This window comes from Desulfonatronum thiosulfatophilum (genome assembly GCF_900104215.1).
In the GTDB taxonomy this organism is placed as follows: domain Bacteria; phylum Desulfobacterota; class Desulfovibrionia; order Desulfovibrionales; family Desulfonatronaceae; genus Desulfonatronum; species Desulfonatronum thiosulfatophilum.
On sequence record NZ_FMXO01000002.1, the window covers coordinates 259,977 to 275,463 of the forward strand.

Sequence of the window (15,487 nt, forward strand, 5' to 3'; positions counted from 1 at the left end):
GCATAACTGGTTGAACCCACAGGTTTCGGGACAAAAGTCACTATCATGATCAGGGATCAAAATCCACAGGACAATCTGCCGGTCCAGACTCTCTGGCCCGGCCTCCTGCCCTGGCAGCACCTGCTCTGCGGCTGGATCATCGGCATGCTGGCCTGGGAATGGCCCCCCCCTGCGACTGCAGCCATCCTTCTGTATCTTTGGGCCTTGTCTGAATCTGCGCGAGAGCCCTCAGAGCCCCTTCAAACACGAAAAATTCCGTTCCACGGTCTTAGCTTCAGCACGGCTGCTGCGCTGAAAATACTTCGCCAAACGCGGCTATCAGTGCTCCTCATTTTCTCATTCCTTGCGGGCATCGTAACCGTTTACCTGTTGCATCCGCAAACGCATTACCCGGGAACGTCGACTCCGATGGTGGAGCATCGCGCGCCTGTGGAGATCACCGGCCGGGTGGCCGAGGTGCGGCCGCGTCCGGGGCAGCTGTATCAGATTATCCTGGATGACGTGCAACTGCACGACGGACAGGGAAAGGCCGTTCCTCTGGGTGGGAAATTGCTCTGGAACCGGAAGACCTCCGCCGACGTTCCCGGACCTGGCCAGGAGGTGCGGACTACGCTGCGCATCCGGCCGATTCAGGGCATGGCCAATCAGGGCATGTCCCGTAGCGAGACCTACTGGGCACGGCAAGGGATTCGTCACCGGGCCTACTCACGGGGAGACGACTCCGATTTCCAGACGTCCGACGCCATCAATCCCGCCTGGGAGGCGCGCCTCCGGATCCGGAAGGACCTCCTCGAAACCAGCCCCCCGGGGCAGGGGCAGGCAATGCTTTTGGCCTTGCTCATGGGTGACCGCTCGCTGCTGCACCCGGAGACCATGGACGTCATTCAGCGGGCCTCCTTGGCGCACAGCATGGCTCTTTCCGGGATGCATCTGGGATTCGTGGTCGGATTGGGCTGGTTGGCGGCGACAATGATCGGCCGGGCGTCGCCGGGAGTCTATCTGCGCCTGCCGCGCCCAAAGCTGGCCGTGCTGCTCAGCGTCCCCCTGGTCCTGGGTTACTTGTGGCTTGGCCAGGCTGTCCCGTCTTTGACGCGCGCCGCCTTGATGTTCGCCTGCTGGGGTATCCTGCTGATGTTCAATCGCCAGCGAGTGCTCCTGGACGGCTTGTTTCTGGCTCTGCTTGTGATTCTCCTGCTCGATCCGCTGACGGTCTTTGATCTGCGCCTCCAGCTATCTGCTTTGGCCGTGGCCGGTCTGGCCCTGGTCTGGCCTTTGGGGCGGGAAGCCATGCGTTTCTCGCAGCGCCCCTGGTGGCAGAAACCCTTGGCAGCCGGGTTTGGCATTCTGGCCGTGAGCACGGTGGCCACCCTGGCCCTGCTCCCGCTGCAGGCATGGTATTTCGGACGTATCAGCCCCCACCTGTACCTGAACGTAATTTGGCTGCCGCTGCTCGGACTTCTCGTCTTCCCACTGGGGCTGACCGGCTTGTGCTTACTGCTGCTTCCCGGCGCCGCCGCTTTGGCCGCACCTGTTCTTAGCCTGGCCTGCCTTGTCCTTGAAAACATGGTTAACGGGCTGCATTTTCTAGATGAAGCCGGCTGGCTCTGGGTGAATATTCCCGCTAGGCCGCTCTGGCCGCAGTTCCTGGGCTACTGGATGCTTCCACTGGCCGTGGCGGCTTGGTGGATGCGGCCGCGAGCGCTTCGGCCGGGCTTGGTTTTCGCGGCCGTCGGGCTGCTCATGATGCCCGTCTTGTACACCCTGCTCCAGGAACAGCGCCAAGGCATCACCCTGCGCATGCTCGACGTCGGACAAGGACAGGCCGTGCTGCTGGAATTGCCGGGCGGAAAACGCTGGCTGGTGGACGGCGGCGGATTTTGGACCTGGGACTACGACCTGGGACAGGCCGTCATTACGCCGACATTGACCCACGGAAAGCCGCCAAGACTCGACGGCATCGCGCTCAGCCACGCGGATTTCGACCACTACCGAGGCCTGTACTACCCCCTGCGCTATTTCCGGGTCAAAGAGTACGTCTCCCAGGGGCGCGGGCCGACGGGACATGACGGACAACTCCTGGCGGAAATCCTGTCCCGCCAAAATATCCCGGAACGTATCTTGAGAAAGGGGGATTTCATTATCCTGGGGCCGGATATTGGGTTTGAAGTCCTGCATCCGGATGATCGATGGATGAAAGCGGACAAGGACAACGACGCCTCACTTGTCCTGCGGCTGATCTGGAAGGACCGCCCCCTGGCGCTGCTCCCCGGCGACATCGAACTGCCTTCCATCGCGGCCTTGCTGCAAAGTGACGCGGACCTGAGCGCCGAAGTCCTCATCGTCCCCCACCATGGCAGCCGGTCCAGCTTCTCGCCGGAACTATACGCCCGGGTACGCCCCCACTTCGCCCTGGTCAGCACCGGTTTCCTCAACCGCTTCAACCATCCTCATCCGGAAATCGTACGCTCCCTGCTGGACCTGGGTATTCCTCTCTATAATTCTTCGGAACATGGCGCCGTCACCGTCCGCTGGAAAAACACCGCGTCCCCGCCGACCATCCGCTCCGAACGCCTTGGAGTAATCGTTCTTCAACCGTGAACATAATGCGCCACCTGCAGCGCCTGGATCCTTAACGCGCACTATGAGATTTCCGGTTCATCCAGACCGCGGGATGCAAATTTTCTACGCCATCCGCGGACCCATTCCGAATGGTTTTCCGCAAGCCCTTGATCTTCAATGATTTGGCTACGCCATGCGTCGACCCATTCCGATTCACCTTCCGCCGATCCGTGATCTTCACCGTGAAGCTTTCTTTCTTCGGCGTTTCTTTTCAGCTTCGATTCAGCGACAAGCTGTTGCAGCTTTGTCTGTAATTCCTCATCCGTTTCCAAAGGCACGGATTCCTGGGCATAGGTTTCAATAGCCAGAAGATGCTTGCGAATACAAACTTCGCTTTCTGTTTCGCAGGAGCACCCCTGGTCCGCGGAGTGGCTCTCCAGCAGGAGCATTTCATTTAGCAGTTGTTCATACTGCCACTTCAGAGCTGGCGTTATGGTTTCCGTCATAACGTACCTCTTTGGTGCTTTGGTTTATAGATAACAGCCAGACCCGCGAATGCTGACGTTTTACGTGTGATCATTTTTCGGGGCAAGGCGTCTCATGTCGTTATCAACATGGATGCCAAACTTATTCAAAACTAACCACCCGGAAAAACGCAATAATTACAAACAAAAGCGAAACAACGAGACACCAACCCCAAAATAAAAGGAGCAGAAAAAGATTGGATAAGCCGTAACTCCGAAAGTTGAGTTGGCAACTTTCAGTATATTCTAATCGTACATAGGAATGGTCCGGTTTGCCTTGACTTTGAGGTCTCGCAGATTTGACTGAGCCAGGATTCGTTCATCGAACTTTGCCCAACACTTGGAGCATTTTTAACAGCCTGTTAACGACGCTTGCCTGGAGGCGGTCCCCCTCGTCGTTCGTCCGAACGACCCGGAGGATAGCGTTTCGCCACTTCGGAATGGAACTGGAACGGCCGATCCGTATCCATATGCAAGACCACGCTGCCGCCCAGGCTGGCTGGGCTCCCCTGCGGCAACCTGCCCGATGTCCGCCAAACGCCATCGCTCATATAAAAATAAAGACTGCGAGCAGTATCGTAATAGATCTGAAACGAAGGGTAGTAAACATACCTGTGTTTAGCGCGGTAACCATGAGCCGGAGCCCATGGCGGGGGGCCGCCGCCAGGTCCTCTGCCCGTATAGTGCGGCTCGTTTCCGACCGCGACGGAGGTTCCGGCGCAGCCCATCAAGTACAAATTGCCGACGGCCAGGACTAACATCAACAAGATCAACAAGATTCGATTGCTCATTGGGCTCCTTTCAAAAAATCATGTTCGGTAGGCAGCGCGAGAGCGGTGCGGTACATAAAAATATGGTTGGCAAATCGGATACAAGCCTGCTCCTCGGGCTTCTTATCATGGATATCCTCTTTACTCAAACTGCTCCTGTGTCTGTTGAATAACAGTTCAAAACTTTGCTTGTTGTCTTCACGAAGGCTCCTAAAATGATCGGCTCCGGCGGCAACCCTGCCCTTGATGCGGCATGACTCCTCCTGTGTGAGAAAATCATTACCCTGGTCGACTTGAATCTCATTTTTCAATCTTACGTGCGGACATAGACCAGCTTCGTCCCTTGACGTGCACTATGAGATTTCCAGTTCAGCCAGACCTCGAGAAGCAAATTTTTACTCGCCTTCACACAAGACGTAGACCGTAGGACTGGGCGGCTGCTTTGAAATTTTTCATGCTCATGCCAGGTGTGGTCAGGTAGTCGCCGACCATCACTCCGGAAGCGCCGGAGGCGAAAATGTCCTGCAATGCGTTGCCAAAGACTCGCTGCCGGCCTCCGGCAATGCGAATGTGAGCCGTGGGAAGGGCAAAACGGAAGAGGGCAATGATGGCCAGTGCCTCCTCGGCGGCGAGTACGGGGTAATGCGCCAGAGGCGTGCCGGCAATGGGGTTCAGGAAGTTCAGGGGCACGGAATGCACGCCGAGTTCCCGCAGACAAAGCGCCAAATCCACCCGGTCCGCCCAGCTCTCGCCCATGCCGAAGATTCCCCCCGAACAGACGCTGCAACCGGCCTCGGTCGCTGCTTGCACCACCTTAGCACGTTGTTTCCAGGAGTGGCTGGTGCAGATTCGCGGATAGAATCCGGCCGAGGTTTCCAGGTTATGATGGATACAGCCGATGCCGGCCTCGCGTAGTTGCTTGAATTCTTCCTGGTTGAGCATTCCCGGGGATACGTCCACGACGATTCCGGCTTGCGTCAACCGCTGCGCTGCATGGCAGACCACGACGATTTCCTTGGGAGACAGGCGTCCGCCGCTGGCAACCAGCCCGAACCGCGAGATGCCCGACGCAAGGGCCTCCTCCCCGCGCCGGACCAATTCATCTTCGGAGAGCAGTGGATGCGGGGTCAGATCCGTGTAGAAACGTGCGGATTGGGCGCAGAAGGCGCAATCTTCACCACAACGCCCGGTCTTTGCGCTGGTGATGGCGCAAACATGAATTTGCCCTGGAAAGGCAGCCTCTTTCAACGCATGAGCCGCTTTCAGAAACCCTGCCTCGAGGCCTGTCCGCACAAACCCCGCTTGCGCCAGTTCATGCAGTTCAACTCGGTACAGGCCCCGCTGTGCGGCCTGCTCGGCCGCGTGCTCGAAAAAAATGTCCGTTCGCATGTTGCGCATGGTATTGCACTGCTCATGTGAGGACAAGCCGCATCTCGATTAATGACCCCGCAGGCTGCAGCAACTCCGCTCCGTATGCCAACAAAAGCGGCACTTGTTGCCCACCATCAACAGCGTCGGCTATTGGTCAAGAATTGTCGATCGAAGTTCATCCAATGCCTGGACGGTTGCCTGAACGATGATTGCAGAAACAGATGCATCTACAAAATCGCCGACTGCGGAAGAGGCACCAGAGGCGTCCACGCCTGCCCTTGACGTCATGTTGCAAAAGCCCATCGCCTGAAGGAACCCCTTTAACCCGCGGCTGCGATGATGTCGCGCAGCAGATAGGTGGAGATGGAGAAATAGATCAGTACGCCGCCGACATCGGCAATGGATGTGACCAGAGGGCGCTGACCGTGGCCGTGTCTATTTTCATTCTGTTGAGCAGAAAGGGCAGCGACATCCCGCCAGGCTGCCGAAGCAGCACGGTACAGACCATGGTCAGAGCCACGACAAGAGCCACTTCCGGACCGGCCCTGACGATGCCGATCAAAGAGACCGTAATGCCCAGGCAGATGCCCAAAACTGCCGCAGAGGCAAAATGCTCTTCAAGAAGATGCCGGGCAGTTGTCAGGATTTTTTATCGGCGAGGCGGTCCATGAGCAGCTTCAGGGCATGCAGAGCGCCCTCGAAGTCCAGGTTGTTCAGGCTGCTCTGCAATGCGCCCACTTGGTCGTCCACGTCGTGACCGGAGAACTGTCCAGCCAGTTCGGCGAACTTTCTGCGGGCCCGGAGGTTGTTGTCCCGGAGCAGGGATTCCAGCTCGGACAAAGAGGTTAACACGTCCTCGCCAACGTTTTGGCCAAGGGCGATGTCGGTCCGGGTCCGGCTCGGTCTTGTCGGTTCCGTAACAGAAAAGCCGGCGACCGCAGCAAGGAGGGCCTGCTCCAGGAACACGGCCAGCTTTTCCAGCAGGTCGGGGAGCTGGTCAAGTTGCCCGTCGCGCAGCGCCGCCTCCACGTTCCCGGCCGCGTCGGCGAGATCAGCGGCTTCCAGGGTGGCGGCCGCGCCTTTCAGGGAGTGGGCATGGATGCGCGCCCCGGCAAAGTCGCCCTGCCGAATCAGGGAATGCAGCCTGGGCATGGATTCGGCATGCTCCTGTCCAAAAGCAGCCAGCAGCCTGCGCAGCAGGTCGCGATTCCCGTTGCAGCGGACCAGAACCCTGGGAATGTCGAAGGGCGGCAGGATGTCGGGCGGAAGGGTCAGGTTGCGCGGTGATTCGGAGCCAGAGCCCGCCCCCTGTCCGCCAGACGGAGAAACTGCCGCCGGCGCTTCAGGTGCACCGCTCATGGGCTGTTCCGTCCGTTCCGGCGCAATCCAGCGCAACAGGGTCTGTTTCAGCTGTTCCGGATCCACGGGCTTGGTCAGATGGTCGTCCATGCCCGCAGCCAAGCTTTTCTCCCGGTCCATGGCCATGGCATGGGCGGTCATGGCAATGATGGGTATTCTGCGCGGCGGGGACGTTGCCTGTTCTCGCTTCCGGATCTCCCGCGTCGCCTCCAGACCGTCCATCTCGGGCATCTGCACGTCCATCAGGATCAGGTCGAAGTGTTCCGCCGCTTCGCGCATCACTCCTTCCCGTCCGTTGACCGCCATTTCCAAGGCCACGCCGGTCGGGGTCAGAAGTTCCCTGACCAGATCGCGGTTCAGGGCGTTGTCCTCCACCAGGAGGATCCGGCGACCGGCCAGGTTCTTGCTGATTTTTGGGGCCGAAGGTTCCGGGAACACCTGATCTCCTGTTCCGGATGTCCGTGACGATCCGGGCTGGAGAATCTGGGCCACGGCGTCGAAGAGCATGGATCTGTTCAGAGGCTTCAAGAGCAGACCGATTCCCATTTCCCTGGTCTGATGCATGATCTCCTCACGGGCGAAGCCCGTGACCAGAATGAATTCCGGAACCTTAGACAAGGATGCCTCGCCCCTGATCCGCCGGATGGCGTCGATGCCGTCCAGGTCCGGCAACCGCCAGTCCATGAGCACGAGGTCATAAGGCTCGCCCTGATCCGATGCATCCCTGATCATGGCCATGCCCTCCTTGCCGTTTTGCGCGACGTCCACGCGGAAGCCGTAATGCTCCAGCATGCTTGCCAGCACTTCCCGGACCTCTTCCATGTCCTCGACCACCAGCAGGCGACTCGCGGCCGTACGGAAGACGGGAGCGTTGCCGAGATCCGGCGACGGCTCGCGGTCCGCGGCCTTTTCCAGCAACAGCGCGAAGCTGAAGACGCTGCCCCGGCCCACCTCGCTTTCCACCTGGATGACTCCTCCCATCATCTGCACCAGTTGCCGGCTGATGACCAAGCCCAGACCGGTGCCGCCGTGCTTGCGGGTGATGGAGGCGTCGCCCTGGGTGAACGCCTGAAACAGCTGGCTGACCTGTTCCCTGCTCATGCCGTTGCCGGTATCCCGGACCGTGAACAGCAGACACGCATGATTGTCGGAAACATGGTTCAGGGAAGAAGCTGTCGACATGTGATCGGGACAGAGCTCGACGGAAACGACCACTTCACCCTGTCTGGTGAACTTGATCGCGTTGTTGACCAGGTTGATCAATACCTGGTTCAGGCGCAGGGCATCGCCCACCAGACGGCGCGGCGTTTCCGGCGCCACGGAAAAAATCAGCCTCAGCTTCTTTTCCTCGGCCTTGAGCCCGACAATGGCGGCCAGGTTGCCGAACACCTCGTCCAGATCAAAAACGGCATGCTCCAGTTCGAGCTTTCCGGCCTCGATCTTGGAAAAGTCCAGAATGTCGTTGATCACGCCGAGCAGGGTCTTGGCGGCGCTGTCGATCCTGGCCAGGTAGTCCTGCTGCCGGGGAGTCATTTCCGTGCGCAGCGCCAAATGGGTCATCCCGATGATCGCGTTCATGGGAGTGCGGATTTCGTGGCTCATGTTGGCCAGGAACTGGCTCTTGGCCTGGGTTGCGGCTTCGGCCTGCTCCTTGGCCTGCTGCAATTCCAGCTCGAATTGGTTTCGCGACAGGGCGTCGCCGAGGATATGCCCCATGATTCGCAGCACCTGGATCTGCTCCGGATCCGGAATGCGTTTGGCGCGGACCGCATCAAACCCGTAGAATCCCCATAGCCGGTCGTTCTTGACAATGGGCAGGCAGAGCATGGACCGCACGTTCTGGCGCACGAGCAGCCGTTTGTCCGGTCCTTCCTGAAGCTGATCCACGTCTCGGACCATCAGCATTTCCCGCTTTGCGGCGGCCTCGGCGAGCAGGGGCAATTCCGCCACCACGGCATCGCGAAACACGGAGTTGATCGCCTCGACGCCCGGAGCGCACCATTCATGGACCTTGAGAATGAGCTGTTCATCCGGCGAGAGCTGAAACAGGAACGTACGGTCCACTTGCAGAAACTCGCCGTACTGCCTGAGCATGGCGTTGATCTTGTCCGCGATGTTCGTGGAGGTGGCGTTGATGAACTCCGAGGAAACCCGGGCGATCAACTTCTGGAGGGCGTTTTTGAATCGGATCTGTTCTTCCAGATGCTTGCGCGGGGTGATGTCCACGTCCGCACCCCGAAAACCCAGAACCTGATCATTCTCGTCGAGCAAAGGCACGCCGTTGGACAATACCCACAGGATGCGCCCGTCCTTGGTCTGAATCCTGCTCTCCATGTTCTCGATGGATTCCTTGAGGGAGATGATCCGCAAGCCCTGGGACTTGCAATGCTCACGATCCGATTCCGGAATGAGATCAAAAAAATGTTTTATGCCCACGAGCTCTTCTGGGTGATAGCCGTAGAACTTTCGGACCAGCGGACTGACGTAGGTAAACAGCCCCTGGGCGTCCACTTCCCAGATCACGGTCCGGCTCTGCTCCGCGAGCTGGTGGAAACGGCGCTCGCTGGCACGCACGGCCTCCTCGATCAGCTTGCGCTCCGTGATGTCCACGGCCACGCCGAGAATCGCCGGCCTGTCCGACTCAGGATGCCGGTAAGGTATTTTGATGGTCTGGAACCATCCCACGGTGCCGTCCTTGCGCAACGACTTTTCCTCGGGAATGAAGAGAGGCCGGCCGCTCTCGATCACGGCGAGATCGGCCTTGCGAAAGAATTCCACCATTTCATCCGAAGGAGAATGGTCGCGATCGGTCTTGCCCACCACGTCTTCCGGGGGCAGACCGAAAACGTCGGCCATGGCCTTGTTGGCCAACAGGAATCGGCCATCGATGTCCTTGGCGAAAATGTAGTTGGGCACAGTGTCGATGACGAGCCGCAAATGGTCACTTTGCTCCTTCAATCGGTGTTCGATCTGCTCCCGGGCCGCGATATCCTCCTTGAGCTGCCGGCTGAGAAGATCGAGCTGCCTGTTGCGACGACGAACCTGGCTGCTCCAATTCAATGCGAAAAAAACAAACAGCGCGATCGCGACGAAGATCTTGAACACGATCTGGTAATTGAACGGTCGTTCCACTATTCCGGTGAAGTTGCCCTGCTCGTCCAGCCGTTCGTAGGGCGGCCATTCCGGATCCACGCACATGCTCACCCGGTCCAGTTCCCGCAGGTAATCCTGTTCGGCGGGGGTCAACTCCAGGGCGGACGCCATGCACGGAAGCAGCAACCACAGCCCGAGTGCGATCCAGGCCCGGATGTTCACGAACATGGCCATCAACCTTACCTGAAAAGAGTGCGCTGCAGATGCGACAAGAAGCTCAGCCGCCTGCTCGCGCTCTGGATTGGGCGCGCAGGACAAATCCGGATCTTGACCCTGCCAATGACCGCTGACCCATGTCGCATGGATCAAGAGACAGCCGCATCCCGTGGACCGGTTTCGCTCTCACCAACTGCCGCAGTCCGGCAATGCACGCTTGGGGTATAACTGATCCGGTTCCTGCCTTGGGTTTTGGCCGCATAGAGTTCCTGGTCGGCGCGCGCGACGATCTGGGATGGGCTCGTTTCGCGCGTGCAGCATGTATCGACGACGCCGAGACTGATCGTGACGTGATCAGCCGTGGGCGAGTGGCCGTGGGGAATGCGCAAATCCTCGACTCCCTTGCGAATTCGTTCGGCTACGGCATACGCCTTGACCGTGTCCGGAAGAATGCAGGTGAACTCCTCCCCGCCGTAGCGGGCCGCCAGATCCGTGGTCCGGTGCAGCGACTCCCGCAGCACGTCGGCCACGGCACGCAGGCAGTCATCTCCGTGCACGTGACCGTACGTGTCGTTGAAGAGCTTGAAATGGTCGATGTCCAGCATGATCAGCCCTAGTTCCGCGCCGGAACGGATATGGCGGGCATGTTCCATGGACAGAACCTCGTCGAATCGACGGCGGTTGGCCAGGCCGGTCAACCCGTCCGTGGAGGCCAACCGGGAGAGCTGGTCCCGGGCGCGCTTCAGCTCGATCTGGTTGCGGACGCGCATCCTGACCACCGGCGGATTGATGGGCTTGGCGATATAATCCATGGCCCCCAGCTCCAGGCCTTTTGCTTCCGCCGCAATGTCTCCCAGTCCGGTGATGAAGATGACGGGAATGTCCATGGTCAGTGGATCGGCCTTCAGCCGAGTGCACACTTCAAATCCGTCCATTCCCGGCAGCAACACGTCCAGCAGGATGACGTCGGGCGCCGAAATCATGGCGACTTCCAGGGCTTTTTCACCATTGACCGCAAACAGCACCTCATGATCCTGATCGAAGATGTCTGCGATCAATTCAATGTTCACGAGTTCATCATCCACCATAAGAATTCTGGCCTGACGCTCCTCAACCATGATGATTCTCCGTTTGGTGCATCTACGGCATACGATGCCCGAATGCCGGTCAATGTGGATGCTGCTTCGTCACCTGTCACTGCTATTAACACTGAAGATGCATAGATGGAACACAAGCAGAGGTCAACAATGCCCACATCGGCATACATTCCCATGCAACCAAGAGAGACCTCAGCTGGTTCAAGAGATACGTGGCTTGTCACCACAGCGACATTATTGTGAGCAGAAAATTCCGCGGAAGATTGACCACTGGGGATTCACGGGCAAAGAAAAACTTGCTTTACAAGATGCATCACTGCCGTGGGCGGTTTATGTTAATCATCCCGGTCGGCTTGTGAATGCAAGTTTGGCTTCTGTATTCTCCAACAAATCAAGAGGTGGCATATTCCCGCCGGTTCATGCCAAGGAGGCAAAAAACTTCATAGGTGATGGTGCCCCACCAGGAGGCCAATTCTTCAGGAGTTATTGCCTGACCGTCCTGCTCCCCGAGCAATACGGCCGCGTCGCCCGGCGCAACCCCGGCGATCTCCGTTACGTCCACGGCGGTAAGCTGCATGCAGACCCGGCCGAGAATTTTGGCCCGTTGACTGCGGATGAGCATCCAGCCTTTGTTGGAAAGGCCGCGGGAGTAATTGTCCGCATATCCCGCGGCGACAATGGCCACGGTTTTGTCCATGTCCGCGACATAGGTTCGGCCGTAGGAAATGGAAGCGCCCTTGGGCAGGGCATGCACGGCCAGAACCGGAGCCTGAACCTGCATGGCCGGACGAAGTTCCCTGCCCAGAGGAGCCAGGTCCGTGCCATGAAAGGGGTTGGCGCCGTAGAGGGCGATGCCGGGTCGCTGGGCGTTCCAGGCCAGTTCCGGAAAGGCCAGCAATCCGCCGGAATTGACCAGCGAGCGTTGCGGATGGTGGCCCGCAAGCGCCAAACGGTCAGCTATTCGTTGAAAGCGGGCGGCCTGTTCATGGACGAATTCCGCCTGATGCGGCTCGTCCGCCGTGGCCAGGTGACTGATCAGCCATTCCGGCCGCAGCAGCCGCATTTTCCCCAGGGCCCGCGCAACCGCCTCCACGTCGGCTGCGGCAAAGCCCAGCCGGGCCATGCCCGTATCGAACTTCAGGGCAATGGGGATCTGTCGCCCCAGGCGAGCTGCTTCGCGCTCTAATCCGGCCAGCTGATCGAGCCGGGCCACCAGCGGCAGGATACCCTGCTCCGCCACGATCTGGATGTCCTCTACTGATTGCGGCCCCAACAGCGCCAGCACGGTCCCCCGCACAGCGGGCCGCAACCGGGCCGCCTCCTCCACCGTGCCCACGGCGAAAAAATCCGCGCCGACCGCGGCAAGAGCTTCGCCGACGGGAATGAGGCCGTGACCATAGGCGTCGGATTTGATCACGGCGATCAGCCGTTTCCCCCGGGACGACAAAAACCGGTAATTCGCCTGGATGGCTTGAAGGTCGATGGAAACCTTCAGGAGATTGTAATCAATGGGCATGGCAGGGAGTCCTTGGATTGAGGAAATAACGTCGCACATGCGAAACCCGAACATCAGGCGCATATCCGGAATTTTCTGTTATTGAAACAGTTGACGAAAAAATGGATAACCATTATCCAAAGAGAACTTATCTTAGGAAAGAGAAAGGCTATGGACAACGTATTGACTCATCCTGAAAACAATTCCCGGCTGGAGCAGATGGTCTCCAGACTCAAGGAGCAGAACTTCCGGATCACGCCTCAACGGCTGGAAGTTCTCAAGATCCTGGCTTCCAGCAGCGACCACCCCACCGTGGAGCAAATCTATGCCAAGGTTCAGAGGATTTTTCCCACCACAAGCATTGCCACGGTGTATAAGACCGTGGCCCTGCTCCGTGAGATCGGGGAAATTCTCGAACTTGGCTTTCCCGACGGCAGCAATCGCTACGACGGCAGCAAGCCCTTTCCGCATCCCCACGTGATCTGCACCAAATGCCGGAAGATCCTCGACCCGGACCTGACCAGCCTCAGGGACGTGAATCAGGAAGTCTCCCAGCGGACCGGCTTCCGGATCACGACCCATCGCCTGGATTTTTTTGGGGTTTGTGGAGAATGCCAGGAGTGATTTGAAGGTAGGGGGTGAGAAGGGATTGGGCAGGCATGCGATAATTTCCGTGTTGGAAGATGTGGCAACCCATATAACAAACAAGGAGGCCGGAATGAGCGATGCACCAAAACTGACTACCACGGCGGGAGCACCCGTGGCGGACAACCAGAACGCCTTGACCGCCGGGGCTCGCGGTCCGGTTCTGATGCAGGATTATCAGCTACTGGAAAAGCTGGCTCACCAGAACAGGGAACGCATTCCCGAGCGCGTGGTCCATGCCAAGGGCTGGGGAGCCTACGGCACCCTGACCATTACTCACGACATCACCCAGTACACCAAAGCGGCGCCGTTTTCCGAGGTCGGCAAAAAGACCGAGATGTTCGCCAGATTTTCCACCGTGGCCGGCGAACTCGGCGCGGCGGACGCCGAGCGGGATGTACGGGGATTCGCGCTGAAGTTCTACACGGAACAGGGCAACTGGGATCTGGTGGGCAACAACACGCCGGTCTTTTTTGTTCGAGATCCCTACAAGTTTCCGGACTTCATCCACACCCAGAAGCGCCATCCCAAAACCAACATGCGCTCGGCCACGGCCATGTGGGACTTCTGGTCCCTGTCGCCGGAATCCCTGCACCAAGTGACCATCCTGATGTCCGACCGCGGGCTGCCCGTGGGCGTACGCAACATCAACGGCTACGGCAGCCATACCTACAGTTTCATCAATGCCCGGAATGAACGGTTCTGGGTCAAGTTTCACTTCAAGACCATGCAGGGCCACAAGCACTGGACCAATGCCGAGGCAGCCGAGGTGGTGGGCCGGACCCGGGAATCCACCCAGGACGATCTGTTCCGCGCCATCGAGCGGGGAGATCTCCCCAAGTGGAAGGTCCAGGTCCAGATCATGCCGGAAACGGATGCCGAAAAAACTTCCTACAATCCCTTTGACCTGACCAAGGTCTGGCCCCACGGCGATTATCCGCCCATGGACGTGGCGATCCTGGAACTGAACCGCAATCCGGAGAATTATTTCGCGGAGGTGGAGCAGGCCGCGTTTTCGCCGTCGAACATCATTCCCGGAATCGGCTTTTCGCCCGACAAGATGCTCCAGGCCAGGATCTTCTCCTATGCCGACGCCCACCGTCACCGCCTGGGCACCCATTACGAGGCCCTGCCCGTGAATGCGCCCAGGTGCCCGATGCATCACTATCACAAGGACGGGCAGATGCGTTTCTTCGCCAACAACCCCAACCCGGACGCCTACTACGAACCCAATTCCTTCAACGGCCCGGTGCAGAGCCCGGAATTCGCCGAGCCGCCTCTGAAGATCAGCGGCGACGCGGATCGCTACGACCACCGCGAGGGCAACGACGACTACGGCCAGCCCCGGGCGTTGTTCAACCTGTTCGACGACGGCCAGAAAAGCCGCTTGTTCTCCAATATCGCCGAAGCCATGCAAGGTGTTCCGGAGTTCATCGTCGATCGCCAGCTCGGCCATTTCGAAAAGGTCCATCCGGACTATGCCGCCGGCGTGCGCGACGCGCTGGCCAAAATGGCCAAATAGCATACGCCGGATCTTTCCGCGTTCTCTTCGAGGGGCCTGCATCAGGCCCCTCTTTTTTTTGCGAATCCATACCCGTCTAGGCATATTCAAAAAACAGCCGCTGCATCTTGCCTCATCCATTCATCAACAGGTATGAGCATAGATACCTAAACCCCAAGACCATGGACATGCCGCCGGCTGCTTGGAGGTCCCGCGCCTTGTGCATGGGCGGAAAAGGTGAGTACGAAGCTCAGGACAAAACCAATACCGTCATGTAAACCGAGGCCATGAATCAGCCCACCAACGTAACTGTTCAGCTGCGCGTTCCGGCTTGTCTCGATTTTGCGGCATCGCAACTTCTTCGCCGGCTTCGTAACCTTGAACCATTGCCTGAATAAACATCAGTTGGTGCTTCAGGTGTCCGGCAATGGTTCAATGAACGAGTCCTGGCTCAGTCAAACAGGCGATGCCAATAAATCGAGACAAGCCGGAACACTAAATGTCTGTCATGAAACGTGCTGAGTAGTTGTGCGCCAGGCGAAGTCCTGGCGATTCCAGTGGGATGCAAAGTTCCCACCGTGGTAATTGCCTGTTCACCACGAAGTCCAGGCTCGGCGAGCAGGGGTGACCCGAGACGCCAAGCGAGCCGGAAGAAGGCCGAAAGGCCGAGACAGAGTGCAGGCCTTAACGCAAGTGAACTCGCTTCGGCCTCGTTACAGCAAACTGGCGGAGGTGACCCTGCAACTACATGGGGAAATCTGCCATTGGTGCGATGGGAAAACAGGAGCGTCGCACCATCCGCCCGGGGTGTTTGGAGACGGCATGTACTCAAGGAATTGTCAGGGAACCTGGGAGGC

General features: G+C 58.7%; 11 protein-coding genes. 3 read left to right on the forward strand and 8 right to left on the reverse strand.

The genetic code is table 11. From position 1 onward, the window contains the following. The first annotated feature begins 45 nt into the window (after positions 1–45). Positions 46–2,598 carry a DNA internalization-related competence protein ComEC/Rec2 gene (locus BLP93_RS02650; RefSeq protein ID WP_092116927.1) on the forward strand — a complete coding sequence of 851 codons (2,553 nt, stop codon included), beginning with the start codon at positions 46–48 and terminating at the stop codon, positions 2,596–2,598. 41 nt (positions 2,599–2,639) lie between these two features. On the opposite strand, the gene BLP93_RS02655 is transcribed toward BLP93_RS02650, so the two are convergent. From BLP93_RS02655 to alr, 8 genes are all read right to left on the reverse strand, one after another. Then, complete coding sequence (locus BLP93_RS02655; protein WP_092116929.1) at positions 2,640–3,065, reverse strand: hypothetical protein; 426 nt, start codon at positions 3,063–3,065, stop codon at positions 2,640–2,642. A 380-nt stretch (positions 3,066–3,445) separates the two neighbouring features. Then, positions 3,446–3,874 (reverse strand): hypothetical protein, encoded by a 429-nt coding sequence (locus tag BLP93_RS02660; RefSeq protein ID WP_092116931.1) that lies wholly within the window; start codon positions 3,872–3,874, stop codon positions 3,446–3,448. Next, positions 3,871–4,164, reverse strand: a complete 294-nt coding sequence (locus BLP93_RS02665) for a hypothetical protein (RefSeq protein WP_092116933.1) — start codon at positions 4,162–4,164, stop codon at positions 3,871–3,873. The genes BLP93_RS02660 and BLP93_RS02665 overlap by 4 nt, the downstream gene beginning before the upstream one ends. 94 nt (positions 4,165–4,258) lie before the next feature. Further along, positions 4,259–5,251, reverse strand: a complete 993-nt coding sequence (bioB, locus tag BLP93_RS02670; RefSeq protein ID WP_092116935.1) for a biotin synthase BioB — start codon at positions 5,249–5,251, stop codon at positions 4,259–4,261. Between the two features lie 349 nt (positions 5,252–5,600). Beyond that, complete coding sequence (locus BLP93_RS02675) at positions 5,601–5,870, reverse strand: magnesium transporter (RefSeq protein ID WP_425248212.1); 270 nt, start codon at positions 5,868–5,870, stop codon at positions 5,601–5,603. Further along, complete coding sequence (locus tag BLP93_RS02680; RefSeq protein WP_092116939.1) at positions 5,864–9,910, reverse strand: response regulator; 4,047 nt, start codon at positions 9,908–9,910, stop codon at positions 5,864–5,866. Before BLP93_RS02680 ends, BLP93_RS02675 begins: the two co-directional genes overlap by 7 nt. A gap of 131 nt (positions 9,911–10,041) precedes the next feature. Next, positions 10,042–11,010, reverse strand: coding sequence for a diguanylate cyclase domain-containing protein (locus BLP93_RS02685; protein ID WP_092116941.1), 969 nt, complete (start codon positions 11,008–11,010; stop codon positions 10,042–10,044). Positions 11,011–11,380: 370 nt separating this feature from the next. Then, positions 11,381–12,505 carry an alanine racemase gene (gene alr / locus BLP93_RS02690; RefSeq protein WP_092116943.1) on the reverse strand — a complete coding sequence of 375 codons (1,125 nt, stop codon included), beginning with the start codon at positions 12,503–12,505 and terminating at the stop codon, positions 11,381–11,383. A gap of 150 nt (positions 12,506–12,655) precedes the next feature. Between alr and BLP93_RS02695 the strand changes: the two genes are divergently transcribed. Together BLP93_RS02695 and BLP93_RS02700 are read left to right on the forward strand one after the other, a co-directional pair. After that, complete coding sequence (locus BLP93_RS02695; RefSeq protein WP_092116945.1) at positions 12,656–13,108, forward strand: Fur family transcriptional regulator; 453 nt, start codon at positions 12,656–12,658, stop codon at positions 13,106–13,108. 94 nt (positions 13,109–13,202) lie between these two features. After that, entirely contained in the window at positions 13,203–14,651 is a 1,449-nt protein-coding gene (locus BLP93_RS02700) for a catalase (RefSeq protein ID WP_092116947.1), read from the forward strand. Positions 14,652–15,487 lie beyond the last annotated feature (836 nt).

What these genes read in the sequence shown, in the direction of transcription:
- bioB (WP_092116935.1), bottom strand. Translation starts at nt 5,251, where the DNA reads ATGCGCAACATGCGAACGGACATTTTTTTCGAGCACGCGGCCGAGCAG.
- BLP93_RS02700 (WP_092116947.1), top strand. Translation starts at nt 13,203, where the DNA reads ATGAGCGATGCACCAAAACTGACTACCACGGCGGGAGCACCCGTGGCG.
- BLP93_RS02695 (WP_092116945.1), top strand. Translation starts at nt 12,656, where the DNA reads ATGGACAACGTATTGACTCATCCTGAAAACAATTCCCGGCTGGAGCAG.
- BLP93_RS02660 (WP_092116931.1), bottom strand. Translation starts at nt 3,874, where the DNA reads ATGAGCAATCGAATCTTGTTGATCTTGTTGATGTTAGTCCTGGCCGTC.
- BLP93_RS02655 (WP_092116929.1), bottom strand. Translation starts at nt 3,065, where the DNA reads ATGACGGAAACCATAACGCCAGCTCTGAAGTGGCAGTATGAACAACTG.
- BLP93_RS02680 (WP_092116939.1), bottom strand. Translation starts at nt 9,910, where the DNA reads ATGGCCATGTTCGTGAACATCCGGGCCTGGATCGCACTCGGGCTGTGG.
- alr (WP_092116943.1), bottom strand. Translation starts at nt 12,505, where the DNA reads ATGCCCATTGATTACAATCTCCTGAAGGTTTCCATCGACCTTCAAGCC.
- BLP93_RS02685 (WP_092116941.1), bottom strand. Translation starts at nt 11,010, where the DNA reads ATGGTTGAGGAGCGTCAGGCCAGAATTCTTATGGTGGATGATGAACTC.
- BLP93_RS02650 (WP_092116927.1), top strand. Translation starts at nt 46, where the DNA reads ATGATCAGGGATCAAAATCCACAGGACAATCTGCCGGTCCAGACTCTC.